27 protein-coding genes are annotated in these 24629 nt (G+C 62.7%); 9 read left to right on the forward strand and 18 right to left on the reverse strand.

The window, feature by feature from the left end:
• Positions 1 to 9 precede the first annotated feature (9 nt).
• From ihpB to RSO67_RS03575, 4 genes are all read right to left on the reverse strand, one after another.
• Entirely contained in the window at positions 10 to 1020 is a 1011-nt protein-coding gene (gene ihpB / locus RSO67_RS03560; protein ID WP_315842390.1) for a divalent metal ion exporter adaptor subunit IhpB, read from the reverse strand.
• Positions 1017 to 2288, reverse strand: a complete 1272-nt coding sequence (ihpA, locus tag RSO67_RS03565; protein ID WP_315842391.1) for a divalent metal ion exporter subunit IhpA — start codon at positions 2286 to 2288, stop codon at positions 1017 to 1019. Before ihpA ends, ihpB begins: the two co-directional genes overlap by 4 nt.
• Positions 2289 to 2342: 54 nt before the next feature.
• Positions 2343 to 2702, reverse strand: coding sequence for a hypothetical protein (locus RSO67_RS03570; RefSeq protein WP_315842392.1), 360 nt, complete (start codon positions 2700 to 2702; stop codon positions 2343 to 2345).
• Positions 2703 to 2940: 238 nt separating this feature from the next.
• Complete coding sequence (locus tag RSO67_RS03575) at positions 2941 to 3432, reverse strand: ester cyclase (protein ID WP_315842393.1); 492 nt, start codon at positions 3430 to 3432, stop codon at positions 2941 to 2943.
• Positions 3433 to 3664: 232 nt separating this feature from the next.
• Between RSO67_RS03575 and RSO67_RS03580 the strand changes: the two genes are divergently transcribed.
• Complete coding sequence (locus RSO67_RS03580) at positions 3665 to 4342, forward strand: nitroreductase (protein ID WP_315842394.1); 678 nt, start codon at positions 3665 to 3667, stop codon at positions 4340 to 4342.
• A gap of 8 nt (positions 4343 to 4350) precedes the next feature.
• Here the strand turns inward: RSO67_RS03580 and RSO67_RS03585 are convergent, their stop codons facing one another.
• Positions 4351 to 4689: a hypothetical protein gene (locus RSO67_RS03585; protein ID WP_315842395.1), complete on the reverse strand. Its 339-nt coding sequence runs from the start codon at positions 4687 to 4689 to the stop codon at positions 4351 to 4353.
• 193 nt (positions 4690 to 4882) lie between these two features.
• Between RSO67_RS03585 and RSO67_RS03590 the strand changes: the two genes are divergently transcribed.
• Complete coding sequence (locus RSO67_RS03590) at positions 4883 to 6346, forward strand: L-lactate permease (protein ID WP_315842396.1); 1464 nt, start codon at positions 4883 to 4885, stop codon at positions 6344 to 6346.
• Between the two features lie 43 nt (positions 6347 to 6389).
• On the opposite strand, the gene RSO67_RS03595 is transcribed toward RSO67_RS03590, so the two are convergent.
• The 5 genes from RSO67_RS03595 to RSO67_RS03615 form a co-directional block, all read right to left on the reverse strand.
• Positions 6390 to 6791, reverse strand: a complete 402-nt coding sequence (locus RSO67_RS03595; protein ID WP_315842397.1) for a DUF1330 domain-containing protein — start codon at positions 6789 to 6791, stop codon at positions 6390 to 6392.
• A 47-nt stretch (positions 6792 to 6838) separates the two neighbouring features.
• The gene (locus RSO67_RS03600; protein WP_315842398.1) at positions 6839 to 7786 is read right to left on the reverse strand and encodes a Dyp-type peroxidase; all 948 of its coding nucleotides are present in this window, start codon (positions 7784 to 7786) and stop codon (positions 6839 to 6841) included.
• Between the two features lie 69 nt (positions 7787 to 7855).
• Positions 7856 to 9328, reverse strand: coding sequence for an amidase (locus RSO67_RS03605; protein ID WP_315842399.1), 1473 nt, complete (start codon positions 9326 to 9328; stop codon positions 7856 to 7858).
• 247 nt (positions 9329 to 9575) lie between these two features.
• Positions 9576 to 10832 (reverse strand): amidohydrolase/deacetylase family metallohydrolase, encoded by a 1257-nt coding sequence (locus RSO67_RS03610; RefSeq protein WP_315842400.1) that lies wholly within the window; start codon positions 10830 to 10832, stop codon positions 9576 to 9578.
• Positions 10833 to 11046: 214 nt separating this feature from the next.
• Positions 11047 to 11406 (reverse strand): hypothetical protein, encoded by a 360-nt coding sequence (locus RSO67_RS03615; protein WP_089264657.1) that lies wholly within the window; start codon positions 11404 to 11406, stop codon positions 11047 to 11049.
• A gap of 244 nt (positions 11407 to 11650) precedes the next feature.
• Here RSO67_RS03615 and RSO67_RS03620 point away from each other — a divergent pair, with 244 nt between their 5' ends.
• Positions 11651 to 12073, forward strand: a complete 423-nt coding sequence (locus RSO67_RS03620) for an energy transducer TonB (RefSeq protein ID WP_315842401.1) — start codon at positions 11651 to 11653, stop codon at positions 12071 to 12073.
• Positions 12074 to 12315: 242 nt separating this feature from the next.
• On the opposite strand, the gene RSO67_RS03625 is transcribed toward RSO67_RS03620, so the two are convergent.
• From RSO67_RS03625 to RSO67_RS03635, 3 genes are read right to left on the reverse strand one after another with little or no spacing between them, the layout of a single operon-like run.
• Complete coding sequence (locus RSO67_RS03625) at positions 12316 to 12816, reverse strand: hypothetical protein (RefSeq protein WP_315842402.1); 501 nt, start codon at positions 12814 to 12816, stop codon at positions 12316 to 12318.
• Positions 12817 to 12870: 54 nt separating this feature from the next.
• A complete protein-coding gene (locus RSO67_RS03630) occupies positions 12871 to 14082 on the reverse strand; it encodes a patatin-like phospholipase family protein (RefSeq protein ID WP_315844159.1) in 1212 nt (403 codons plus the stop codon).
• 23 nt (positions 14083 to 14105) lie between these two features.
• Positions 14106 to 14384 (reverse strand): hypothetical protein, encoded by a 279-nt coding sequence (locus tag RSO67_RS03635; protein WP_315842403.1) that lies wholly within the window; start codon positions 14382 to 14384, stop codon positions 14106 to 14108.
• Between the two features lie 236 nt (positions 14385 to 14620).
• On the opposite strand from RSO67_RS03635, the gene RSO67_RS03640 reads away from it, so the two are divergent.
• The gene (locus RSO67_RS03640; RefSeq protein ID WP_184517301.1) at positions 14621 to 15247 is read left to right on the forward strand and encodes a TetR/AcrR family transcriptional regulator; all 627 of its coding nucleotides are present in this window, start codon (positions 14621 to 14623) and stop codon (positions 15245 to 15247) included.
• Between the two features lie 20 nt (positions 15248 to 15267).
• On the opposite strand, the gene RSO67_RS03645 is transcribed toward RSO67_RS03640, so the two are convergent.
• A complete protein-coding gene (locus tag RSO67_RS03645; protein ID WP_092143706.1) occupies positions 15268 to 15816 on the reverse strand; it encodes a cupin domain-containing protein in 549 nt (182 codons plus the stop codon).
• A gap of 159 nt (positions 15817 to 15975) precedes the next feature.
• On the opposite strand from RSO67_RS03645, the gene RSO67_RS03650 reads away from it, so the two are divergent.
• On the forward strand, positions 15976 to 17307 hold the full coding sequence (locus tag RSO67_RS03650; RefSeq protein ID WP_315842404.1) for an aspartate aminotransferase family protein: 1332 nt from the start codon (positions 15976 to 15978) through the stop codon (positions 17305 to 17307).
• Between the two features lie 85 nt (positions 17308 to 17392).
• Here the strand turns inward: RSO67_RS03650 and RSO67_RS03655 are convergent, their stop codons facing one another.
• Positions 17393 to 17683 (reverse strand): hypothetical protein, encoded by a 291-nt coding sequence (locus tag RSO67_RS03655; RefSeq protein WP_315842405.1) that lies wholly within the window; start codon positions 17681 to 17683, stop codon positions 17393 to 17395.
• A 976-nt stretch (positions 17684 to 18659) separates the two neighbouring features.
• On the opposite strand from RSO67_RS03655, the gene RSO67_RS03660 reads away from it, so the two are divergent.
• The gene (locus RSO67_RS03660) at positions 18660 to 19643 is read left to right on the forward strand and encodes a tripartite tricarboxylate transporter substrate binding protein (RefSeq protein ID WP_315842406.1); all 984 of its coding nucleotides are present in this window, start codon (positions 18660 to 18662) and stop codon (positions 19641 to 19643) included.
• An 81-nt stretch (positions 19644 to 19724) separates the two neighbouring features.
• On the opposite strand, the gene RSO67_RS03665 is transcribed toward RSO67_RS03660, so the two are convergent.
• Positions 19725 to 20708, reverse strand: a complete 984-nt coding sequence (locus RSO67_RS03665; RefSeq protein ID WP_315842407.1) for a putative zinc-binding metallopeptidase — start codon at positions 20706 to 20708, stop codon at positions 19725 to 19727.
• 178 nt (positions 20709 to 20886) lie between these two features.
• Between RSO67_RS03665 and blaBJP the strand changes: the two genes are divergently transcribed.
• On the forward strand, positions 20887 to 21774 hold the full coding sequence (gene blaBJP / locus RSO67_RS03670; RefSeq protein WP_315842408.1) for a BJP family subclass B3 metallo-beta-lactamase: 888 nt from the start codon (positions 20887 to 20889) through the stop codon (positions 21772 to 21774).
• Positions 21775 to 21869: 95 nt separating this feature from the next.
• Complete coding sequence (locus RSO67_RS03675; RefSeq protein ID WP_315842409.1) at positions 21870 to 22274, forward strand: GFA family protein; 405 nt, start codon at positions 21870 to 21872, stop codon at positions 22272 to 22274.
• A gap of 20 nt (positions 22275 to 22294) precedes the next feature.
• Here the strand turns inward: RSO67_RS03675 and RSO67_RS03680 are convergent, their stop codons facing one another.
• Complete coding sequence (locus RSO67_RS03680) at positions 22295 to 22432, reverse strand: hypothetical protein (RefSeq protein WP_315842410.1); 138 nt, start codon at positions 22430 to 22432, stop codon at positions 22295 to 22297.
• Entirely contained in the window at positions 22384 to 23541 is a 1158-nt protein-coding gene (locus RSO67_RS03685; RefSeq protein WP_315842411.1) for an MFS transporter, read from the reverse strand. The genes RSO67_RS03680 and RSO67_RS03685 overlap by 49 nt, the downstream gene beginning before the upstream one ends.
• A gap of 197 nt (positions 23542 to 23738) precedes the next feature.
• Between RSO67_RS03685 and yghU the strand changes: the two genes are divergently transcribed.
• A complete protein-coding gene (gene yghU / locus RSO67_RS03690) occupies positions 23739 to 24611 on the forward strand; it encodes a glutathione-dependent disulfide-bond oxidoreductase (RefSeq protein WP_315842412.1) in 873 nt (290 codons plus the stop codon).
• Positions 24612 to 24629: the final 18 nt, after the last annotated feature.

Below are 24629 nucleotides of genomic sequence, written 5' to 3' on the forward strand. Positions count from 1 at the left end.
TGAGCGAACTCAGTGTTCATGGGACGCCGATCCTTTTCCGAGCTCCGCTTTCACGATGAAGCTGTTCTTTGCCGCGTATTTGTCGCCGTCGAGCAGTCCGAACAGGATCTCGACATTATCGGAGTCGCGCGCGCCGAGTTCGACGTCGCGCGCTTCGAACTTGTCGCCGCTGCGGACAAACACCACGCTGCGGTTCTCGACCGTCTGGATCGCCGACGCCCGAACGGCGATCGCGACCGGCTTGGCCGACAGGATCAGGCGTGCCGAGACGAACAGGCCGGTGCGCAGGCGCATGTCGATATTCGGCACGACGGCGCGGGCGAGCGCGCTCTGCGTATCGCTGCTGCCAACCGGCGAGATGTAGGACAGGCTGGCCTCGATCGGCTTTCCACCATCGCCGACATCGATCAGGATCTTGTCGCCGATCCGGACACGCGGCAGGTTGCGGCGGTAGACGGACAGATCCACCCACACCGTCGAGATGTCGGCGACGATGAAGGCCGGCTTCTGCTCGGAGGCATATTCGCCGAGCGAGATCTGGCGGTCGATCACCGTCCCGGAGATCGGCGCCCGCATCTCATAGACGCTCAGGCTCTGGTTGCTCTCGATCTTCGCGAGGAGCTCGCCCTTCTCGACGGTGTCGCCGATGCGCTTCTTGATCTCGCGCACGACGCCGGGAAAGCGCGGGGTCACCTGCACCAGCGTTTCCTGATTGGGCTGCAGGATGCCGTTCAGCACCAGAGAGTCGTGCAGCGTCTCGCTTTTGGCGGAGAGGATTTCGATGTTCGACGAGGCAACGCGCGCATCGCTCATTTCCACGACGCCCTCTTCACCGTGGCCCTTCTCGTCGTGGCCTTTCTCACCCTTGGCCTTTTCACCTTTGGCCTTGTCGCCCTGTCTGGCGGCCTTGGAGGTGGCCGCGGTCTGCGTGTCGGACTTGCTCGGGGCGGTGGCATAGACGCCGGCGCCGAGCGCGAAGATCGCGGCGGCGGCCACCAGGAACATGATTGGCTTGTTCATCGTGCGCTCCCCCGCGCCAGTGCAAATGGATTGCCGACCAGCCCTTCGATAGTGGCGACGGCGACGTGGAAATTCTGCTGGGCTTCCTGCTCGCGCAGGCGCGCCTGCGCGACGCTGGCCTGCGCGTCGAGCACTTCGAGCAGCGAGTAACGTCCCTGCCCGTAGCCTTCGGAAATCGCGTCGGCCGCGTCCCTGGACTTGGGGATCGCGGTCTCGCGCAGGATGGCAAGTTCGCGCAGCGAGCCCTGCAGCGAGTCGTAGGCGCGGCCCGCCACCACGATCAGCGTATTGCGGTTGCCCTGGCGTTCGGCGGCGGTCTTGGCGAGGCTTTCCTGCGCGGAGAGGATGTTACCCTGGTTCTGGTCGAACACCGGGATCGGCACCGATAGCGAAAGCCGAACGGCGTTGTCGCCGGTCTCGTTAAAGCGGCGCCATCCGGCGGATACCGTGACGTCCGGATAGGGCTTCAACCGGGCGAGCAGCAGTTCGGCGTTGCGCTGCGCGTAGATCGCCTTCCAGCGGACGAGCTGCGGGTTGGCATCGATCGCCGCGACGACCGACTGAAATGTCGGTGGCCTGCCGGTCGCTTCCAGCCGTCCGGAGACGGCCGCGAATTTCGCCGCGCTGTCGCCCATCAGGATCGCCAGTTCACGGCGCGCGCTCGCGAGAGACGACCTGGTGCGCTCACGGTCGGCCTTGACCAGTGCCGATGCGACCTCGGCGCGTCCGGTCTCGGCGATGGACGATGCACCAGCCTCGACGCGCCGCTGCAGCAGCGGTGAGATCTTGTCGATCGCCTCGATCTGTTCGTCGAGGATCTGGATCCGCCGCTGCAGGCCGAGCACGCTCACAAAGGCGATCGCAGTCTCTGACAGCACTTCGAGGCGGACGGCCTGGCGTCCAATGCCCGCCGCATCGAGGCCCGCCTGGCCGGCGGCGACGCGCGCGTCGCGCTTGCCCCACAGCTCGAACATCTGGCTGACCTGCAGCGTGGTCTCCGCCGAGCGGGTTCCCCTGTAGGCGCCCGACCCGAACGAATTGTCCTGCTCGTACGAAATCTCCGGATTGATCAGCGCGCCGGACTGGATGCGCTGCCCGCGCGCGATCCCGACGTCACGCTCGGCGGCTGTCAGACGCGGACTGGCGGCAAGCGCGCGTTGAAGCGCAGCCCCCATGGTGAGGGTTTGCGAATGAGCTACCCCCGTCAGCGACGAACTGACGAACAGCACAGACGCGCACGCAAAACGCGTGGCGATCTTCGAGAACATGATGGAAACCTGACGAATGACGGAGTCTGGGCGCGATGCGCCCGGCGATGACGGTCAGGTCAGGAATTTGGGTGGGGGAGGATCGATCCCGCGCGGCAGGCTGCGACGTTCGACATCGTGAAAAACCGCAGTACGGGTCTCGATGGAGACAGGCATCGCCGCGAAGACAAGCGGCTGTGCCGTCATGGAGAAGCAGCCGTGGCAGTGATTGTCCGCGACGATCCCCTTGTCGGAATGGCCGATCCCCTTCTCCGCGAGCGAGACGACTGTCGCTCCGGACGGATTGGTCACATCGAGTTCGCAGAGGCCGTGCATGGCACCGGCGAAAATGTACGTCGCCAGCACGACCATCACCAACACCTTGCGCGAGATGCGCAGCAGGCCATGGCGGAAGATGCGGGCGAAAATCGTCACTTCAATCGTCTCTTTCAAACTCTGCGAGCGAGGTAGCACGGATCGGCGATTCATGTCGATGCGCAACAATATAACAACGCATGGTTATGCGCAGGGTACGTATTGCCCGCGTGTTACCACGTTAACGCGCAACCAGATCGCAAATGTGGCAAGCGCGACGTCTGGCCACATGGTCATGATCGACTGGAAGTCGCTGCAGGACGAGGAGCTCAAGCAGCAACTCGCCAACGGTCGCGCATCAACGAGACGTGGAAAATTCGTTGCCCTGCATGCCATCTGTCCTGATCTGTCCGAGCAGGCCGTAGATGTCACCGAGCACCCAGAGGTCGCGCACCTTCGGCCCGTCGAACGAAAAGATCGGCGCTCCAAGCCAACCGACGAGCTTTCCTGTCGGCGGATTGCCGAACATCGCTTCGCGTTGAACGCCGTGGAAGTAGACCTTGCCGGAAACGCGATTGCCCTCCTCGATCATCAGGAGAATGTCCGTCGTGTAATTCTGCAGCACGCCGGTGACCCAGAGGACATAGTCGGCGAACTGGTCATGTCCGACCAACACCGGCCCGAGCGATCCCCTGAAAGTGAAGTCCTCATGGAAAATTTGCGGGATCAAAGTCACGTCCGCATGGTCCCACATATCCTTGTAGAAGGCACGGACCACCTCCTTCTGCGGCGTGAGCGTCACGCCGTCGAACATCATAGGCTTTTCAAGATGATCGCTACGTGTGTTCATCGCCCTCGGTCCAGCATGATGGGATTGAACAACGACACTAGCAATCACGGGGCGGATTGGCGAAGCGCAATCCGCCGCCGTCGAGATATTTGCGCGGCGGAATACGCTTCGCTACCCCGCCCTGCAACCGAGCGGCGACCGCCTTCTGCCCCTCACGTCGATATTGCGCACGGGCCAGGAAACCGGGAATATCCCGCCCAATTCAAAAACGCCCCAGGGAGCCACGACACCTATGAAGTTCGATGACGTCATTCTCGGCCGCCGCAGCATCCGCGGCTACAAACCCGATCCGGTCCCCAAAAAGCTGATCGAGGAAATCATCAATCTGGCGATGCGCGCGCCGTCGTCGATGAACACCCAGCCGTGGAATTTCTATGTCGTCACCGGCGAGCCGCTCGACAGGATCCGCGCCGGCAACACCGAGCGGATGATCGCAGGCATCCCGCAGTCGCGCGAATTTCGTACCGGTCACGCGTTCTCGGGTCACCACCGCGACCGACAGGTCGGCGTCGCCAAGCAGTTGTTCTCGGCCATGGGGATCGCCAGGGACGACAAGGAGATGCGGCAGGACTGGGTGCTGCGCGGCTTCCGTCAGTTCGACGCGCCGGTCTGCGTGATCGTAACCTATGACCGCGTGCTGGACGGCAGCGACGATACGCCGTTCGATTGCGGCGCGGTGGCCACCGCCCTCGTCAATGCCGCCTGGTCGCGCGGCCTTGGCGCGGTGATCAACAGCCAGGGCATCATGCAGTCGCCGGTGGTGCGCGAGCATGCCGGGATTGCGGACGATCAGGTCATCATGAAAAGCATCGCGCTCGGATGGCCGGATGACAGCTTTCCCGCCAATGCGGTGGTGTCCGAACGCAAGTCGGTCGAGGAAGCCACGGTATTCGTCGGCTTCGACAGCTAACGCATCGCCTATTGCGGTCCGACTGTGCCGGTATGTCTCAGGCGGGATGATCTGACCCAGCCTGTGACGCCGCCGCCCGTCGCACGCGCATACATCACCGAGGTCCACCCGTCGCGCGTTTCAGCATAAGCGACCAGATGATCCCTGGGGATGACAAACACGCCGGCCACCGCGCAATGCGCGCTTGGCGCCGAATGGAATTGCAGGCGCCCCGTACCGGTGACGACGGCGCCGAGCGGCGGCGAAAAGATCGGCGTGTCTTTGGTACCGGTCCCGGGCTCGTCGCAGGCGGCGAATGCCGGAGACGCCAGGCATGCCAGCGCGATCACCAAAGCTTTCGACGTCACGTCCATTCTCCCGGGGCTGATTGAGCGAGGCCGCCTCTCGATAGCTCTCACCATGGGTTGGTCGGGCAAAACGCGTTGCGGTTCAGCAAGCGCTGAGCGGATCGACGTTGCACGCGCCCCATGCGCGCAGCGCGGTTGACGTCCCTGCCTTTCCCGCGCATCCAGCCCCCAACGAGAAACCTGGGGGCGGAACGTGCTTTACCTGATCTGGGCGCTGCCGGCGCTGGCAGTGATCGGCGCCATCGCCAGCGGGCTCGCCGGCACACTCCCCGCATCGCTCATCGGCCTCGCCACGGCGCTTGCAGTCGCGCTGGCCACCGCCCCGCAACTGTTCGGGATCTCTGATGCCGCAACGGCGCTGCTGCGCGGGGCATGGATCGGCTGGATCGTCGTGCCCTACATCCTCGGCGGGTTGCTGTTCTGGCAGATGGCAATCCGCCCCGGCGACGCGGCCATGCCGGTCGAGACGTCACTGCCGGATGCGCATGCACGGCGGCGCCTGCTGTTCACCGCCTGCTATCTGATCGGACCCTTCGCGGAATCCGCGACAGGCTTCGGCATCGGCATCATGGGGACGATGGTGCTGATCCGCCGCCTCGGCCTGAAGCCGATCGAGCTCCTCGCCTTCTCGCTGATCAGCCAGACCATGATCGTGTGGGGCGCCATGGGCAGCGGCGCGGTGGTCGGCGCCGCGTTTGCGCGCACCGATCCCACGGCGCTCGCGCTGCGCACCAGCCTCATCTACCTCGTGTTCAACATTCTGTGGCTGCCGATCTACTGGCGCATGGCGGAGCGCGCCGGCATCCATGCCGACTGGCGCGAGCGGGCCAGCGAGGCGCTCTGGCTGCTCGGCAGTCTCGGCCTCGCCATCGTCGCGACGGCGTTTCTCGGGCCGGAGCCGGCGATGCTGGCAGCGTTCGGGCCGGCCATCGTGCTGCGTTATCTCATCGACGAAAAGCCGGACCGCGCGGCGATCGCCGCTGCGGCACGGCGCATGCTGCCATTCACACTGCTGATCGGCTGGCTCGCGCTGACGCGCCTCGTGCCTCCGCTCAACCAACTGCTCCAGACTACTTGGAGCATGCAACCCTTCGCCGGCGCGCCGGTCTGGGCGCCGTTGTTTCACGCCGGCACATGGCTGGTCACGGCGGCCGTGCTGACGGCCCTGCTGCACGGCCATCAGCGGGCCTTCCCTGCGGAGATCGCAGCCGCCTGGAAGACCGGCCGGCTCGCTGTCCTCACAGTGATCGTGTTCTCGATGATGGCCGAACTGCTGTCGCGCTCGGGCATCGCCGGCGGCCTCGCCCGCGGCATGTACGACACGTTCGGGGTCTGGTCGGTGACGGTCACCCCGATGATCTCGGCCGTGTTCGGCGCGCTGGCCAATAGCGGCAATGCGGCCAACGGCTTGTTCATGCCGTCGCAGCTCAGCCTCGCCACCGAGGCCGGCCTCGACGTCGCCGCCGTCGTCGCGCTTCAGCACGCCGCGGCACTATCGCTCAACATGGTCTCGCCGGTGCGGATGTCGATCGTCTGCAATCTCGCCGGCACGCCCGGCCACGAGCGGGACGCCTATCGCGCAATGTTCCCTTTCGTCGTGGTCATCGTCGCGGTTCTGCTCGTCATCTCCATCCTCATCGCCACCCGGCTCATGTGAGATTTGGTGGCTCGAATAAGCCGGAATCCGGTGGCGATCCCCCTCACCCGAACTTGAACTTGCTGTAAGCCTCGCTCGTGCAAATGATCACATGCTCGGCACAGCCGTTGGTCCGGTGCGGGTCGCAGAGATTTTCATAGTCCGGTGACGTCATCATCTCGATGAAGGCTGCAACGGAGGGATAATACACCAGCGCCAGATAGTCCCACTGCTGGTGATCCGGTTCGCCGAGCGCGACGGCCTTGGCGTCGCCGGTCCACAGCAAGGTGCCGCCGCGGGCCTTGATCATCGGCACGGTCAGCGCGCTGTAACGCAGATAGGCGTCCCAGCCCGACCCATCGCCGTCGAGCGAGCGCTCGCGGAATCGCATCAGATTGACCATGACGATCGGGCCCTGATGCTCCATCTCTTTGAGCCCCTTGATATTCAGGAGATCGACACCCATGCACAATCTCCTGTTTCAGCAGGTGGTGAACAGATAAGCCGACACGGTTACGCCTCGGGATCGACATCGTCCAGGAACGTCGCTGTGGGAACGAAGAACAGCGTCCCCGTCACCGCGCGGCTGAAATCCAGCAGACGGTCGTAAGTGCCCGGCGGGTTGCCGATGAACATGTTCTCCAGCATCTTCTCAATGCGCTGCGGCGAACGGGCGTAACCGATGAAATAGGTGCCGAACTCACCTTTGCCCACTTCGCCGAACGGCATGTTGTCGCGCAGGATCTGAAGCTGCTCCCCGTTCTCTTCAATCGACGTCAGCACGTTGTGCGCATACGGCTTCTTCTCGGAATCGCGCTGTTCGATATCGGAAAGCTTGTGCCGGCCGATGATGTTCTCCTGTTCCTCGACGGGCACCGTGTTCCATCGCGCGATGTCGTGCAGATATTTCTGCACGATCACGTAGCTGCCTCCGGCAAAGCCGGGGTCTTCATCTCCGACAAGGGTGGCCGCGTCAGCGGCCTGACCGACAGGGTTTTCAGTTCCGTCAACAAAGCCGATCAGATCGCGGTCGTCGAAGAACTTGAAGCCGTGCACCTCGTCCACGGCCGAAACCGCGCCGGCGAGCCGGGACATGACGTGCGTCGCCAGTTCGAAACAAAGATCCATGCTCGCCGCGCGAATGTGAAAGAGGATGTCGCCGGGCGTCGAAACGGCGGTATGCACGCCGCGAATTTCGCGAAACGGATGCAGGTCTTTCGGACTCGGCGCTCCGAACAGCCGGCTCCAGGCATCGGAGCCGAATCCCATGATGCAGGACAACTGCCCGTTGAGATTGCGGAAGCCCACGCCGCGCAACAGGCTGGACAGGTCGCCACACAAGCCACGAACCGCCTTCTCGGGCGCCGGTCCGGGATTGATCGTCACGACCAGGAATATCGCCGCTCGCGTCAGCCTGGCAGCGACCGACTGGGACACGGGAGCCGGCAAGCTTGAAACCATGTTCGATCCATTCGGTATCCGTTGCGTCACGTATCTTTAGCGTGACGAAGACAGTGTCTGCCGACGCGCCTATTGCCGGCTCACATGCTTTGCCGGCAGCTTACCGCCATTCCACTTGCCGTCGATCGCCCGCTCGATCTGCCCGGCCAGTTGCAGCAGCAGGCCGTCATTGGCCTGACGCGTCTGCGCCTGGATGCCGAGCGGCAGTCCGTTTTCCTGCGCCGCCAGCGGCAGCGAGATGCCGGGAATGCCGCACAGATTGGCGAGCGGTGTATAGGCGAAATTCTTCCACAGGTTGGCGAACCAGTCGTGCACCGACGGATTGGTGCTGGTGGTGAGATATTCTGATGTACCGACCTTCGGAGTCGGCTTGGCGGTGATCGGCGTCAGGATGATGTCGTAGCGCTCGAAGAACGCGCCGAAAGCGCGCGACGTCGTGTTGAACACCGCCTGCATCGCGTTGCGCTCGGTATAGGAGGTGTTCAGCCCGCTCTCCCAGATCTTGATGTTGATCGGCTCCAGCAGATCGGTGGTCGGTTTATCCAAACCGAGCCGCGCAAGATGACCGGCGATCACCTGCGCGAAATTGCTGATGTAGCAGGTCGTCTGCGCAGCGAACGCGTTGCGGAAATCCACCTCCGGCAGTGCCCATTCCACGTGATGGCCGAGCCCTTCAAGCATTTTGCCGACACGCTCCAGCTCTGCAACGAAATGCGGCGGCGCTTTGTAGTCGCCCCACTCATGCGACAGCGCGATGCGCAGCTTGCCCGGGTCGCGCTTGATGAGATCGCTATAGGGTTCGGCCGGCGACCAGAACGGCATGAATTCGCCAGGTGCGCCGCCGCGGCAGTTGTCGACGAAGGCTGCGGTGTCGCGCACGCTGCGGCTGACGCAGCCCTGGATCGAGACCAGACCGGAGAGATCCGACAGCGCGGGCGCCAGCGAATAGACGCCGCGCGAGACCTTCAGGCCGATCAGGCCGTTCACACCTGCGGGAATGCGGATCGAACCACCGCCATCCGTGGCATGGGAGATCGGCAACACGCCGGCTGCGACCATCGCCGCAGAGCCGGCGGAGGAGCCACAGGTGGTGTAGTCGGTGTCCCAGGGATTGCGAGTGACATAGAGCTTGTTCTCGGCAGAACTGCAGACGCCGAATTCCGGCGTGGTGCTGCGGCCAATGATGTTGAGCCCGGCGTCCCGGATCTTGCCGGTCAGGAAGCTGTCCTGCGCAGGGCGATGCCCCTGCATGATCATGGAGCCGAATTCCTGCAGCCGTCCCTTCAGGGTCGGGCCGAGATCCTTCATGAGGTATGGAACGCCAGCGAACGCACCCTCGGCATTCATACCGTCCCTGGCAGGATCGGCGATGACGTCGTCGAACACTTCGACGACGGCATCGAGCGCGGGATTGGTGCTGGCGATGCCTGCGGCGGCCTGCGCCGCCAGATCGGCCGGCGTCAGGTCGCCCTTGCGCACGCGCGCGGCCAGCGCCACCGCGTCGTGTTTGGCCCATTCGTCCCAGCTCATCGCCAATGTCATGTCGCACGTCCAATTCGAGATCTCGGTTGGTGCGAGCCTAGACCGGATGGCGGTTTTTTCGGAAGCCGTGGCAGGTGTCTTGAGCGCGCGGCAGACGCAGGGCAGACCAGCGTGCCGGATGGCGATTGCCGTCGCGCGCGCCCGGCGGCAGCGGTAAATTCCAGCAGGACGTCGCCGTGCGGCTGCACAACCGGACCGTCGGCGCCTCGGGTGTCGCTTCGCTCACCCGGGCACCGCGCCGCTCTCGTCAATTTGCCGAGAACGGCAGAGAGTATGGCCTTCCGAACGGGACCCCGCCGCGCACGGTCTGGACCGCCTTCAGATAGGCCTTGCCGGTGCGGGGCTTGTTCGAAGTGTCGAGCAGTTCGACCGGACCTTCGACGAGTTCGAGAATGGCCACGTCCGCGGGCGCGCCGACCTGCAGCGTGCCAAGCTTGGGCACACGGTTGATGACATTGGCCGGCTTGATCGCGGCGGCCGCGATCACCTGGTCGAGCGAGAAGCCGAGCGCGAGAAACTTGCTGAGCACCCAGGGCAGATACGGCCGGCTCGGTGTGTTCGCCGCGGCCACATGGACGTCGCTGGAAATCGTATCGAACACGAGCCCCTGCTGGATCGCCTCCTCGGCAATGTCGTAATCGAAGCTGCCGGCGCCATGACCGACATCGATGATGACGCCGCGCTTCTTGGCTTCCAACAGCGCCGGAAGCACCTTGCCGTTCTGCACCGTGTTGTTGCCGAGTGCGCTGTAGGGATGCGTCAGGATATCGCCCGGACGCAACGTATCGACCAGCACCGACAGATCGCCCGGTGCATTGCCGATGTGGCACATCACCCGCCCCTTGGTGCCCGAGCGTTCGACGGCCAGAATGGCGCGTTTCAGCGGTTCGATGCCGTTATTGCCGACGAATGCCAGCGTCTCGCGCACCTTGGCGCCAAGCACGAGATCGGGATTTTCCGCAATGGTGCGCGCGGCGGCGTCGACATTCGCATAGTCGATGTTCAGCAATTCGCCGACGGGAAAGCCCGCAAGGCCGATGGTCGAGATGTGCACGAAGGCAAACAGCCGGCTGCGCGAATGTCCGACCACGTCGCGCTTGAATCCGGCGAACGTGTTGGCGCCAGCATCTCCGGCGCTGACATAGGTTGTCGTCGCCGAGAACGGCACCAGCTCATCCGGCGGAATACCGATCGCCGAACCATAGGGATAGACATGGGTGTGAAGATCAACGAGGCCGGGCGTCACCAGTTTGCCTTTGGCATCGATGCTTTGTTTCGCCCGCTCCGCAGGAATGCTCGGCTCGACGGCGGCGACCTGCCCGAAGCGAATGCCGATATCGCGAATGCCCCGCAGATTCTGGCTGGGGTCGATGACCTCGCCGCCCCGGATCACCAGATCGAAATTCTCAGTGGGCTGCTGGCCGAACGTCCCCCCGGATGCACCTAGCGACCCAAGCATGGCCGCGCCACCTGCCAACACGTCACGTCGTGAAATCTTAGCCACTGATATCTCCGCCCCTGAACCAAAGCCCTGTCAGGCGAAGATAGTGGCCGGAACTCGAAATGTGCTTTCGTTGATTTTGATTTCACGGCGCTTTTGAACTCCGCCGCGATCGAACCGGAGCAACAGATAGTCGCTGCGATGATTTAACGAAGGGCGCGACGACGTCGACCGAAAGCTTTCACTGGAATCGGCGCTGCGAGATGCGCCGCCTCGCCTAGCCGCAATTCCAGATCGGTCCGATCGGGGTTCGCGTCCAGCATGGGCCCATGCTGCCGCCATTGTACTGGCCGCGATAAAAGCCGGGCCGGCCGAAATAATATTTCTCGCCGTCGGACCAGCGGTAATAGACCGGGGTACGGTCGATATACCAATGGCGTCGGTCGCGTTTGGCCATGCGCAGGTCCGCGCGCTTCTGCATGAACAGCGGAACGCTGTTGTTCAGTGGCTGGTGATAGCCCGGCAGGAAGCCGTAGCCCTTCCATTGCTGCGGCTTCTTCTTGACCGGCGCCGCCAGCGCAGCGGCAGAGGTAAGCGACAGGACGAGAGCAATCGATAGACACATGAATCGCGACATGCCAACAGCATAGAGATTTGGCGCGCGGACAGCCATTCAAATTCAGGTGGGGCGGATGGATTCTTCAGGCTATCCTGTGGCGTTGTGTCTCCGCCGTGATACCCTCACACCATGAAAACCAACACCCTCGCCGATATCCTGGAACGCATCGAGACGTGGCCGCCACATCTGTAGGGCGAGCCGCATTCACTGCCGAGCTGATCGTGAAGCGCGACGGACTCCGCCCCCAATCTGGAAGACCGTGATGCGATTTTTGTTCTGCTATCTGTTGGCGATCGGCTTTCTCGGAACGCAGGCATTGGCGAAGGAGCCAACATTCTTCCAGAAACAACTCATCAAATACGTGGCTGCACACCCGATCGGTTTCCCGACAGAATTACGAAGTGAGCGTCTGCCCATCGATGTGCTCTTAAAATTCTCACTCGACCATGATGGTAAACTGTTGAACCCGAGAGTCGAAAAGGGAACGGGCATTCCGAAGGTCGATCAGGATTTGCTGGAGTGGCTGGCGAAGCTGCAACCATTCCCGATAGTTTCAGCCGACGACGAGGCCCTGCAAGAGATCCAGTTGCCTGTCCGGTTTGGAGCGCGGCCGCCTGGGGAGACTTACGAAGAGAGTGAGAGAAAAATAAAACAGATGATCGGAAACGTTTGTAAGGGCTGCTAACCGATCGCGCGGCAGCCTTCGAAATGTCGGCGGCATGCAGTCTCTGATCACCTCACAGGGTTTCGGGCCAACGCACCGGACGGGTGCCAACATCGGCCTTCGAACAAATGGCATCGCCAAGGTCGAGAATGCGTCGCTCTTCGTCGACGGCGCACGTCCCGGGAGCCATTGGCACTTGCACCCTGCCTCGCCTCGCAACGTGCCCCCGTGAAGCACCTGCGATCGCTGAGCAGCGATCCGGATCAGTTTCTGCTCATGTTGATGGTGACGTTCCGGATGTCGCCTTCGGACGATATCGAGAAGGACTGCTTGTTGCCGCGCGTCGAGAGCGACAGGCTGGCCGAGAAACCCGGCGCGTCGATGACGGCAGAGATGAGGCCGCCGGACTCCCTGCCCGCGATGCTTCCGCTGATTCCGCGACTGGTTTCGCTCCATGTCCCGGCGATGGTGCCATCCTGGCTGACCACGTCGCTGTTGAGATCGAAGCGGTAGCTGTCGCTCGCACAGCGCAAGCTCTGCAGAAGCCGCCTTTCGCCATTGCTGACCTGGTATGTCGCCTTGCAGCGAAGCCGCTCCTTGGATCCGTCGGACAGCGAGATCGCTCCCGCGCCTGCCCAGGATCCGGTAAGGCCTGTGAACGGCAACGACTGCGCCGCCGCCGAACCCGAGGCGGCGACGAGTAGGATCGACACCAGCGCGAGCCGGCGCGGTGAAACGATGTTGCGAAGCATGGACAATCTCATGAGGTCACTCCTGTGTCAGCACGTATGTGCCGGGTTTGAAAGTCGCATCGCACATCAGTTGCCGCTTGCGACCTGCCGCGTGATTGCTGTGTGTGACGCCGCCACGGAATCCTGATCGTCGGAGGGCGGGGATTTCGACCAGAGACGATTGCCCCGCGCCCTCTCATAACCGTACTGGAACAGCGCGCGCATATAGGCGGTGTCGAAGCCGGACATCGGCGATGGCGGTCGATCGCCCTCGATATAGGTCAGATTGAATCCGAACTTGTTGCGGCGGGCGAAGGCATAGGTGCTGTAGAGGATGGAGCGTGTCTGAATCTTCGTCACGGTCGATGACGCCCGCGCAGCGATTTCGATGGTGGAATTGGGAATGACCTGAAATTCCCGTTCGATCTTGTTGTTGATCAGAACATAGAGTTGCAGCTTCTCTGCCCTCGCGAACGTGGCGTCGCGCAGCAGGAAAGCCTCCGGCAATGTCAGGACAGGCGCGGTGACGCCGCCATCGACATGCATCTCCTCAAAGCGCTTGCCGTTCGCCTCCGCGGTCACCAGCATCGGCGGAAACACCACGGGCAGGCTCGCCGATGCCGCGACAACATCCCGGAACAGGTTCAGTGCTTCGGGCGTACGGAGCGAGGCGATCCGTCCCATGTCCCAGATGGCGGTCCGCTGGGAGTCCAGGTTGGTCGTGACGACGAACAGCATCCGCCCCTTCGCATGTTCGGCTGCGACAGCCGCGACGAAGGTCTCGTCGATATACTTCGCCACCAACTCGCGTAGCCGCGTGTTGCCGAACAGGCCCGAACCAAAGATCGCATTGAACGGATTGGGTGCATCGAGCAGGCTCGCAGCGACGCCGCTGGTGTAGACGTCACGCAAAGTCGCGTCATAGTCGGAACCGAGAAACGCGAAGGGCGCGATCAGTGCGCCGGTGCTCACACCGGATACCATCGAGAACGACGGGCGCGTCCCCGCCTCGGTCCAGCCATTGAGCACGCCGGCGCCATAGGCGCCGTCCGCCCCGCCTCCGGACAGCGCCAGATAGGTTCGAGGCCCTCGCAACGCGACCTGGTTCTGACCGTTTCGGAACGTCGAGGCCGGTTCGTCCGCATAACGGCGCAGGTCCGTAAGATCGAGGACGCGCGCACTGGATGCATCCGCGGCGCTATGCGGCGTCCGCGGCAATGACGAACATCCCGCCACCAGAAGGCCCAGCGCCGCAACGACAAGCAACAAGACCGACGGCCGCCAGGGGCGGCCATGCATGACTTGTTCGGTAAGGAGAGCGCTCACGGGTTTGACGCCCCACCCATGGAACCGCGTCGCTGGACGACCTGAAGGGATGCCGCCGCGGGTTGGGCGACGAGTTCGAGGTAGTCCCGGTGGATCGCCTGGATGGTCTTACGCTCGTCGAACTTGACCCGCCAACTGCTCGGCGAGCCGTGCCCCACGATGACGCCCTGGCGATCGCCGTATTTGGGATGCCGTTCACGACCGAGAAGGCTCATCCGGACACGGGCACCACGGAACAGTCGCGGTGGCGATTTGCTGTCATCCGCATTCGTCATGCAGCCGTCGCCCCGTCCGGCGCCCGACGGGCAATCAGTGTCGCTTTCGCTGTGGCCACGGTTTCGATCAGCTTGCGTCGCCGATCTGCGGTGCCGGCCGCATCGACTGGCAACGGAGACATCATTTTGAAAGCACTATGCATTTGACCGCGCGCGTTAAGTGAGCAATCACTCACTATTATTGACTGACTCAAAAGTCAATAGTAGCCCTGCCGGGGATCGATTATCCTGGTCCCATGAATGCTGAGCTGAAGAAGCGCGCCCGACGAAAAGCAGAACGACCGATCGAGATCCTCGACGCGGCCTTCGAGGAATTCGCCAAAAACGGCTATGCGGCGACCCGGCTGGAGGATGTCGCCGCTCGCGCGTCCGTCACCAAAGGCACGATCTATTTCTATTTCGAAACCAAGGAGCGCGTGTTCGACGAGATGATCCGATACAAGTCCCAGGCGTTCTTTCCCGAACTGGAAAGCTATGCCGCGACGCTGGAAGGATCATACAACGCGCGCCTGCGCGCACTCATGGTCTTCGTGTATCGCAAGATTGCCGAGGACAGACCTTTCCGCGAAACACTCCGCTTCCTGATCGCCGACGGCTCCCGCTTCCCCGACCTCGTCGACCGGCATTATGACGAGTTCATGCGGCCGGTCATCGACCAGTTCCGAATGGTGATCGAAGCGGGAGTCGCGGCCGGTGAATTCCGCCCGTCGCAGGCAAGCACATTCACCGAAATCGTGATGAGCCCGGCGCTGCTGTTGACTGTGTGGTCACTGTTGTTTGGCACGCGAAGGCAGATCGACGTTGCAGTCTTCACCGATGCCAGTATCGACTTGCTGATGAGAGGCATCGATACCTCCCGTTAGCCCCGGTGCGGCTTAGATCCTTAGAATGTCGGCGGCGTACAGGCGCTGATGACCTCACAGGCTTTGTTGCCGACGCAGCGGAAGCGATGCGGGCGACGGCTTTCGAAATAATAGGCATCGCCGGGATCTAGGATGCGGCGCTCGTCATCGACGATGACTTCCAGCCGGCCTGAAATCACGATGCCGCCCTCCTCGCCGTCATGCACCAGCGGCACGCGCCCGGTATCGCTGCCCGGCTCGTAACACTCCTTCAGTATCTGCAGGGCGCGGCCGAACAGGTTGTCGCCGACCTGGCGATAGGAGATTGGTTTCTTGCCGATCTCGGTCAGCTCATCCGAGCGGTAGAACGCCTTGCGCGGCCGGTCCGGCTCGATGGCGAAGAATTCGGCGAGTCCCATGGGAATGCCGTCGAGGATGCGCTTGAGCGCGCCGACCGACGGGTTCATCTGGTTGGACTCGATCAGCGAGATCGTCGAATTGGTCACGCCCGCGCGCTTGGCCAACTCGCGCTGCGACAGCTTGTGACGCCCGCGCACGAAGCGCAGCCGTTCGCCGAGATCGATGCTCACGCCCAAATCCTGTTGTGAGTGTTCTGGATCGAACAAATATGGCTCGGTCTACTCAGCAAAATCAACAGCTTAATCAGCTCAAGAAAAGGACTTGTTGCAATGTTACGAACATGATCCAGATGCGAAAATCAGCCTGAACATCATCCTTGGGAGCGCGACGTGACCGTCCATCAGATTCCGAACAGCCTGCAGCTCGACACGTTCTGGATGCCGTTTACGGCCAACCGTCAGTTCAAGGCGGCGCCGCGCATGTTCGCGTCGGCCCAGGGCATGTATTACACCACCGAAGACGGCCGCAAGGTGATCGACGGCTCCGCCGGCCTCTGGTGCACCAATGCCGGCCACGGCCGCCGCGAGATCGCCAGCGCCGTGGAGAAGCAGCTCTCCACCCTCGATTTCGCCCCGGCCTTCCAGATGGGTCACCCGCTGGCCTTCGAATTTGCCAACCGCCTCGCCGAGATCGCCCCGGAAGGCCTCGACCGCATCTTCTTCACGAACTCGGGCTCTGAATCCGGCGACACCGCGCTGAAGATTGCGCTCGCCTATCATCGCGCCAACGGCCAGGCCGCCCGCACGCGCCTGATCGGTCGGGAGCGCGGCTATCACGGCGTCGGCTTCGGCGGCACGTCGGTCGGCGGCATGGTCAATAACCGCCGCGCCTTCTCGTCGGCCCAGTTGCCGGGCGTCGACCACATCCGCCACACCCACGATCTCGCGCGCAACGCCTTCTCGAAGGACCTGCCGGATCACGGCGCCGAATTTGCTGACGACGTCGAGCGTCTGGTCGCGCTGCATGGCGCCGACACCATCGCCGCCGTTATCATCGAGCCGGTCCCCGGCTCTACAGGCGTGCTGCCGCCGCCGAAGGGCTATCTGCAGCGCCTGCGTGAGCTGTGCACCAAGCACGGCATCCTGTTGATCTTCGACGAAGTCATCACCGGCTTCGGCCGCCTCGGCGCGCCATTCGCCTCGCAGTTCTTCGGCGTGACGCCGGATATCATGACCACCGCCAAGGGCATCACCAACGGCACTGTGCCCTGCGGCGCCGTATTCGCCAGCCGCAAGATCTATGATGGGCTGATGAACGGCCCGGAAGGCCAGATCGAGCTGTTCCACGGTTACACCTATTCGGCACATCCGGTCGCCTGCGCCGCTGGCATCGCTACGCTCGACATCTACAAGAACGAAGGCCTGCTGACCCGCGGCGCGTCGATGGCGGAATACTGGCGCGACAGCCTGCACGCGCTGCGTGATCTGCCAAACGTGATCGACATCCGCAATTGCGGCCTGATGGGCGCCATCGAGCTCGCCCCGCGCAAGGACGCGCCGGGTGCCCGCGGCTACGAGGTCATGGTCGATTGCTTCAACACCGGCCTCTATCTGCGCCAGAGCGGCGATGCCTTCGCGATGTCGCCCCCGCTCACCGTCGAGAAGAACCATATCGACGAGATCGTCTCGATCCTGAGCGACGCCATCAAGCGCGTCGCCTGAGCCGACACGTCGTCTGATCCAACACGGCCCGGATGAAGCGCCTGCTTCATCCGGGCCGTTGTTGTTAAAGAGAGCTGGTTGTCGATCAACTTGCGCTCCCATGCGCCCGCGCGCACATCCGTGTCACATGATCCACGCTCATCACCGGCGTCGGCGCGACGGTGTTGCTCGAACCTGTGCTGGTCGTCCATGAGAAACTGCCGAGCGATGCCATGACAGGCGCTATGGCGAAACGCGACATCATCGCGACATTGACCATCGCCGGCACGTCGACGCGGGGATGGCTGACAATCGCGTCCACGATCAGGCCAAGCGCGGCCAATCCCAGTGTTCGCTTGCGAGATCTGATTGAGGTCTTGCGGAATTGGATCGGCATCGCGGGCTCATTGGCTTGAGGATGCGCACGCACCAAGGTCGGAGCGCGCCAACGGATCGACGTCGCTAGCCGTTTTAGCGATCAACTGTGACCATCCGGTCTGATGCCGAGAACAACAAAGCTCGCAACCGATCACGTCGCGAAGAGTCGCCCGACAATTCCCATCACATTTTCCTGACGACGTGCGTACGCTACGCCATGTACCTGCCCCATGAGATCATGAAAATAATCCTTGACGCATTTTCCCTCTAGTATATATTCCCATCCATCCCGCTCCACTTGAGGGAGCGTTACCGGGACGCCGACTGGCGCGGGGCGGGATGTGGCGCCTGCGGGCGGGAGGGAGACGTTCCTTTTCGCACTCGGGAGGCCTTGGGTCACCGTCCGGCCCCACTACGGGGGTCTGCCACTCATGCTGGCTGGACGTGGCATTGGTGAACGGCGGGAAACCGTCGGGATAAGCGGACTGCGGAGGTCTGCGCCATTGACCGGAAGAACGGTCCCGGGGACAGAAATCGCCACGATGGAGCGTCGAAAGGCGTTTCCGCGGCCTCTGCTGTCCGGCGATCCGGACACTACGCTGCGGCACTGTTACCAAGTCGCGCCTTTCGGCGCTTCATCTCCCTCATTTTGAGGGAGAACCCTGGGACCGCCACGCACGCGCACAGGCGCGGGCAAGGACGGCGCACGCCCATCCCCTCACCTCCATCACAACGATCGACAACGTCATCACGGGAGGTCACATGCATCCGCGTCTCACATCGACAAATTCCACGCTGCGGCAGCAGACGTTAGCGGCCTTTCGTCTACTTTCCCCGTTACCGTGCGATGCGGTAGCCTGCCTACGGGACTCTGCATTCCGCGACATCCGTAACGGCGCAGAGCGGGCAGACAACAAGAAGAACGGTCTGCGATCCAGAGCGAGCGCTACGGCGCTCCCGCCGCTCTGGAGCGCGCCGGCAGTCGAGGAAATGAAATGATGAAGAGCTTCGTCCGCGCCGCGAGCGTGATCGCCGTTATGGCCGCCTGCGCCGGCAGCGCCGAGACTGCCTTTGCGCAGAGCTGGCCGAACCGGCCGATCCGCATGGTCGTGCCCTATACGCCGGGCGGCTATACCGACCTGATGGCGCGCCTCGTTTCCGAAAAGATGTCGGCGGCGCTGGGCCAGCCGATTGTCATCGAGAACAAGCCGGGCGCGAATGCCGCCATCGGCACCGACGCCGTCGCCAAGGCAGCCCCCGACGGCTACACCTTCGGCACCGTGATCGCGGCGCATTCGGTGAATCCGACGCTCAATCCGAAGCTTCCCTATGATGCGATGAAGGACTTCACTTACGTGTCGCTGACCTCGGTCGCGCCGCTGATTTTGATTGCGACGCCGTCACTGCCGGCCAAGGACATGAAGGAGTTCATCGCGCTCGCCAAGGCGAAGCCCGGCTCGCTGAATTTCGCCTCGTCGGGCATCGGCTCGGCGGCACATCTGACCATGGAAATGCTGAAGAGCCGCGAAGGCATCAACCTGCAGCACATCCCGTACAAGGGCACGTCCGGCGCGCTGCAGGATACGGTCGGCGGCCAGATCAATGTGATGTTCGACGTTATCGGCCCGCTGATGTCGCAGGTGAAGTCCGGCAATGCCAAGGCGCTCGCCGTCGCCGCCAAGGAGCGCGTCCCGGCGGCCGGCGACGTGCCGACCATGGCGGAAGCCGGCGTGCCGGATTTCGTCTCCGGCACCTGGTCCGGCATCATCGCGCCGGCGGGCACCCCCAAGGAGATCGTCGATCGCGTAGCGGCGGAGGCAAAGAAAGCCCTCACCGATCCCGACCTGAAGAAGAAGCTCGACGATCAGGGCATCGTCCCCATGGGCACCACCCCGGATGAATTCCGCGCCTTCGTCACTGACGAAATCGCACGCTGGAAAAAGGTGATCACGGACGCCGGGATCAAGATGGAGCAGTAAGGCTCCTTCATGCACTCGTCATTCCGGGGTGCGCTGATCTGCGAAGCAGACCGGCGCGACTCCGGAATGGCAGAGCCGCCCTCACTCTTCGCTGCGCGTTTTCAGAATCGCCAGATGCACGAAATGCAGCTTTCCCCTCACCGCTTGCGTCAGGTGAAACGGATAAGCGTCGCTCATACCCATCGAACGATTGAGTTCGTTCATGCTGTAGGACACAGCATCCCACAGCGACAGCAGCGCTTCGAAGTCGCGCTCCAGATAGGGATCGTCCAGCGTATGGCGCGAGCGTTCGTCCAGTGACAGCGGCAGCGACGACGCGGTGTCCAGCGTCGAGACGATGTGCAGGAAATGCGCAAAGGTCTCGGCCCAGTCTTCCCACGGATGCGATGTCGCATATTCGCTGATGAAGGCGTCGCTGTTCCACAAGCGATCGGCGCGATTGTGATAGGCCGCGAGTGCTTCGCCATAGTCGCGGGTTTCATCGCCAAAGATCAGACGGAACGGGCTGATAAGCTGCGACTGATCGACCAGCGCTTCCCAGTAGAAATGCCCGACCTCGTGGCGGAAATGGCCGAGCAGCGTCCGATACGGTTCGCGAAACGCCGCGCGCCGCGCCTCGCGCTCGGCATCGTCAGCTTCCGAGAGGTTCATCGTAATCAGTCCCGACAAATGCCCGGTCATGATCGGATGTCCGGCAGTCTCGTCCGAGAGAATGTCGAACGCGATATGCGCGCCGCTCGACACAGCAAGGGGCAGCCTGAGCCGCATCAGATCGTAGGTCAGACGACGCTTGGCTTGCTCAACCCGCTTCCAGAGCGCGACATTGCGATCGGACACCAGATTGGGAATCGTCCGCGTAAGCCGGCAGGACGGACAGAACGGATCGCTGGCATCCGTGGCCCAGTTGCAGGCGATCAGATTGCGATTGGCACAGGACATCGCCGACGCAGCGCTGACGACATTGGACTGCGCGGTGTCGAAGATCAGCGCCTCGCCGCATTGCACGCAATCGCTCTGCTCGAAGAAAACGCGCGTCTGGCAATTGGGGCAGATCAGTTGTTTCATGGGTGAACTCTAACCCAAAACGGCGGGGATGGTTCAACGCGCTCGCAACATTCGCCGCCGGACCGTGTCTGTCATGCGCGATGCCGGCATGCAGGAATGCCGCTTGAGAGATCTGCCCAAATCGCGCTTCAATCCTGGCGTTCAGAAGAACCAACAAAATCAGACCGGGAGGCCAATCATGAAGACGCTGGCAGGAGCCATCTGCGCTCTGGCGCTATTTGCAGGCAACGCGCAGGCACAGACGGTGAAGGATTTTCTGGCGCAGGTCATGGTCAAGTGGACCGCCCCCTTCGAGCCGTTTCAGCTGATCGACAACATCTATTACGTCGGCACCGATGGCATCGCGGTCTATATCATCAAGACATCCGACGGCCTGATCCTGATGGATACGGGCGTCCCGCAATCGACGGGGATGATCAAGGAGCACATCGCAAAGCTCGGTTTCAAGGAAACCGATATCAAGATCATCCTCAACAGCCACGCCCATTTCGATCACACCGGCGGTTTTTCCGAGATCAAGAAGGACACCGGCGCGCAGCTGATCGCAGGCTTGCGGGACAAGCCGTTGCTCGAGAGCGGCACCTATCCGGGCGATGAAACGAACACCGATATCGGTTTCCCGCCGGTCAAGGTCGATCGCACCGTCACCGAAGGCGACAAGGTCACGCTCGGCGGCACCACGCTGACGGCGCATGCGACACCCGGTCATTCGCCGGGCTGCACGAGCTGGGAGATGACCGTGAAGGACGGCAGCGAGAACCGTGAGGTCCTGTTCTTCTGCAGCGGCACCGTGGCGCTGAACCGGCTGGTCGGCAATCCGACCCATGCCGGCATCGTCGACGATTATCGATCGACCTATGCCAAGGCCAAGGCGATGAAGATCGACGTGCTGCTCGGGCCGCATCCGGAAGTCTATGGCATGCAGGCCAAGCGCGCGGCGATGAAGGACGGCGCGCCGAACCCGTTCGTGAAACCGGGCGAGCTTGCCACTTACGCTGCAACACTCGAACAGGATTTCGACAAGCAGCTCGCCAAACAGACGGCGGCGCTGCAGAACGGCAAATAGCGAATGAACGCTGCGGCGAGCGATTTGTCGCAAGCCGCAGCGGTTGTCGGCGATGGCGGTCGGCTGGTAGTTTGCGCATCAGATGAGGTGCACCCATGGAACTAGCTTGCCCTTGCAACGCCGTGAAGCTCAGGATTTCAGCCGACCCCATCGCCCATTTCTGGTGCCACTGCGCAGACTGCCAGACCGTCCACGGTGCGGCCTATGTGGCCGAAGCCGTCTATCCGGCTGACGGTGTCGAAGTCGTTGAGGGCGATACAACGTCGTTCGCGCTGAAGACGACCCCGCGCCTCAGCTGCGCAAAATGTGCCACCCGCCTGATCATCGAACTCGACGGAATCGGCATGCGCAGCATCAACGGCTATCTGCTCGGCGACGCCTTCAAGCCGAGCCTGCATATCAATTGCAGCGAAGCAATTGCTCCGGTCCGGGACGGCTTGCCACACTACGCCACCATGCCGGCTGCATTCGGCGGCGAAGACCGGTTCGTCGACTGGTAGGACGCTGAGGTTTTTCCTCGCTAGGGCAGCGCCAGCAATCCCGCGGCCACGACCATGGTTGCCAGCGCCGACAGCGCCAGCGACCAGTGGATGCCGATCATGCTGCCGATCACGCCGACCGAGATGCCGCTAAAGGCGCGCAGACCCAAGCTCGCCATATTGAACAGGCCGATGACGCGACCGCGCTTGTCCAGGGGGCGTCGAGCTGTACGAGGCTCTGCGCCATGGCGTTGAACGACAATTCAAGAAATCCCGCTGCAAACAGGAACACCAGTGCGATCGCGTAGTGACCGGTCAGCGCAAAGATCGCGAGCGCACCGCACCAGAGCAGCGCCAGAATGATCGCCGTACGCGGCTTCGGCGCCAGCAATTGCCTGCCCTCCAGCGCCAGGCCGGCAAGCAATCCGCCGGCTGCGTCAGCCGCCAGCAGCATGCTGTAGGACATGCCGGGATCGCCATGACCGAGATCGTGGGCGAAGCTCGGCATCTGCGAACTATAGGCGTTGCCGACGAAGAACGATGCCGCGCCAGCCAGCGCGATCATGGAGACAATCACCGGCCGGTGGCGAACGTCGCGCATGGTCTGGACGATGTCCGCAAAGCCGCGCACAGCGCGCTGAGGCGCGGGCGCGCCGGTGCGAAAGCGCGGACCATAGGGCGCGTTGATCAGCCACAGCACCAGCGGCAGGTAGAAGATGGTGTTGAGCATGATGCCATAGGCCGGTCCCAGCGCGAGCAGGATCACGCCGCCGACCGCGGGGCCAACCATCACGCCGAGATAGCGCGCCATGGCGTTCAGACGCACCGCGCTGGGCAGGTCGGCGGCACCGACGACATCGTAAAGTAACATCTGGTTCGGTGTCTGCCACAGCACGCCGGCACAGCCATGGATCACCAGCAGGACCATGGCCTGCCACATCTGCAGGGTGTCGGTGACGAAGAAATAGCCCCAGCCCAGCGACGCCAGAATGAACAGCGCCATGCCGCACTGGATCACGCGCCGAGGGTCGAAACGCTCCGCCAGCGCGCCAGACGTGACCGAGAACAGCAGGAACGGCAGCCAGTGCGAGACGATGGCGAAACCACCGAGCGCCGGCGACTGGAATTTCTGAAACACCACCCAGTAGCTGATCACATGCTCGATATTGTCGGCCATCATGGCCAGCACATAGGTGATGAACTGGGCGCGAAAGCCCGGGTGATGGAGCGCCGCGAAGGATCGTTTGGTGGGCGGTGCACCGACGGTCTGCGCTGGGGTATCGCTCATCGGGAGGGAATCTTCGCAAGCAGGAGAATCCCGCCATCGGCAGCGACGGCGGTGCGGACTCGTTACATCCCATGTCTCCGCCGGGTGCAAGGCAGGCCTCCATCCCAGCATGCATCGCTGCCTTGCATGCAGATGCATTCAACCCTACCTGTCCCCGGCAACCATCAACCCTGCCCCTTTTCCGGAGCCAGCCTGACATGACCGACGCCCCCTACACGCCTCCCAAAGTCTGGACCTGGGACAAGGAAAACGGCGGCAAATTTGCCTCGACCAACCGGCCCATTGCCGGCCCCACCCATGAGAAGGAGCTCCCGACCGGCAAACATCCGTTCCAGCTCTATTCGCTGGCGACGCCGAACGGCCAGAAGGTCACGATCATGTTCGAGGAACTGCTCGCTGCCGGCCATACAGGCGCGGAATACGATGCATGGCTGATCCGGATCGACGGCAACCAGTTCGGTTCGGGTTTCGTCGATGTGAACCCTAATTCCAAGATTCCAGCTCTGATCGACCGCAGCGGCGACAAGCCGTTTCGCGTGTTCGAATCCGGCGCGATCCTGGTGCATCTCGCCGAGAAATTCGGCGCCTTCCTTCCAAAGGACGGCGAGGCGCGCGCCGAAACCCTGTCCTGGCTGTTCTGGCAGATGGGCAGCGCCCCCTTCCTCGGCGGCGGCTTCGGCCATTTCTATGCCTATGCACCGACCAAGATCGAATACGCCATCGACCGCTATGCGATGGAAACCAAGCGCCAGCTCGACGTGCTCGATCGCCAACTCACCAACAACGAGTTCATCGCCGGCAAGGACTACAGCATCGCTGACATGGCGATTTTCCCCTGGTATGGCGGCCTCGCAGAGAATGCGATCTATGGCGATGCCGGCACTTTCCTCGATGTGCAGAGCTACAAGAACCTGCAGCGCTGGACCGGGACCATCGCGGCACGACCTGCCGTGAAGCGCGGTCGCATGGTCAATCGCACCTCGGGCGACCCGGCCGGCCAGTTGCGCGAACGCCATGACGCCAGCGACTTCGACACGAAGACGCAGGACAAGCTCGAAGCGCAGAGCTGAGGCGCAGGCCTCGAATTG

Source organism: Tardiphaga sp. 709 (genome assembly GCF_032401055.1).
Lineage (GTDB): Bacteria > Pseudomonadota > Alphaproteobacteria > Rhizobiales > Xanthobacteraceae > Tardiphaga.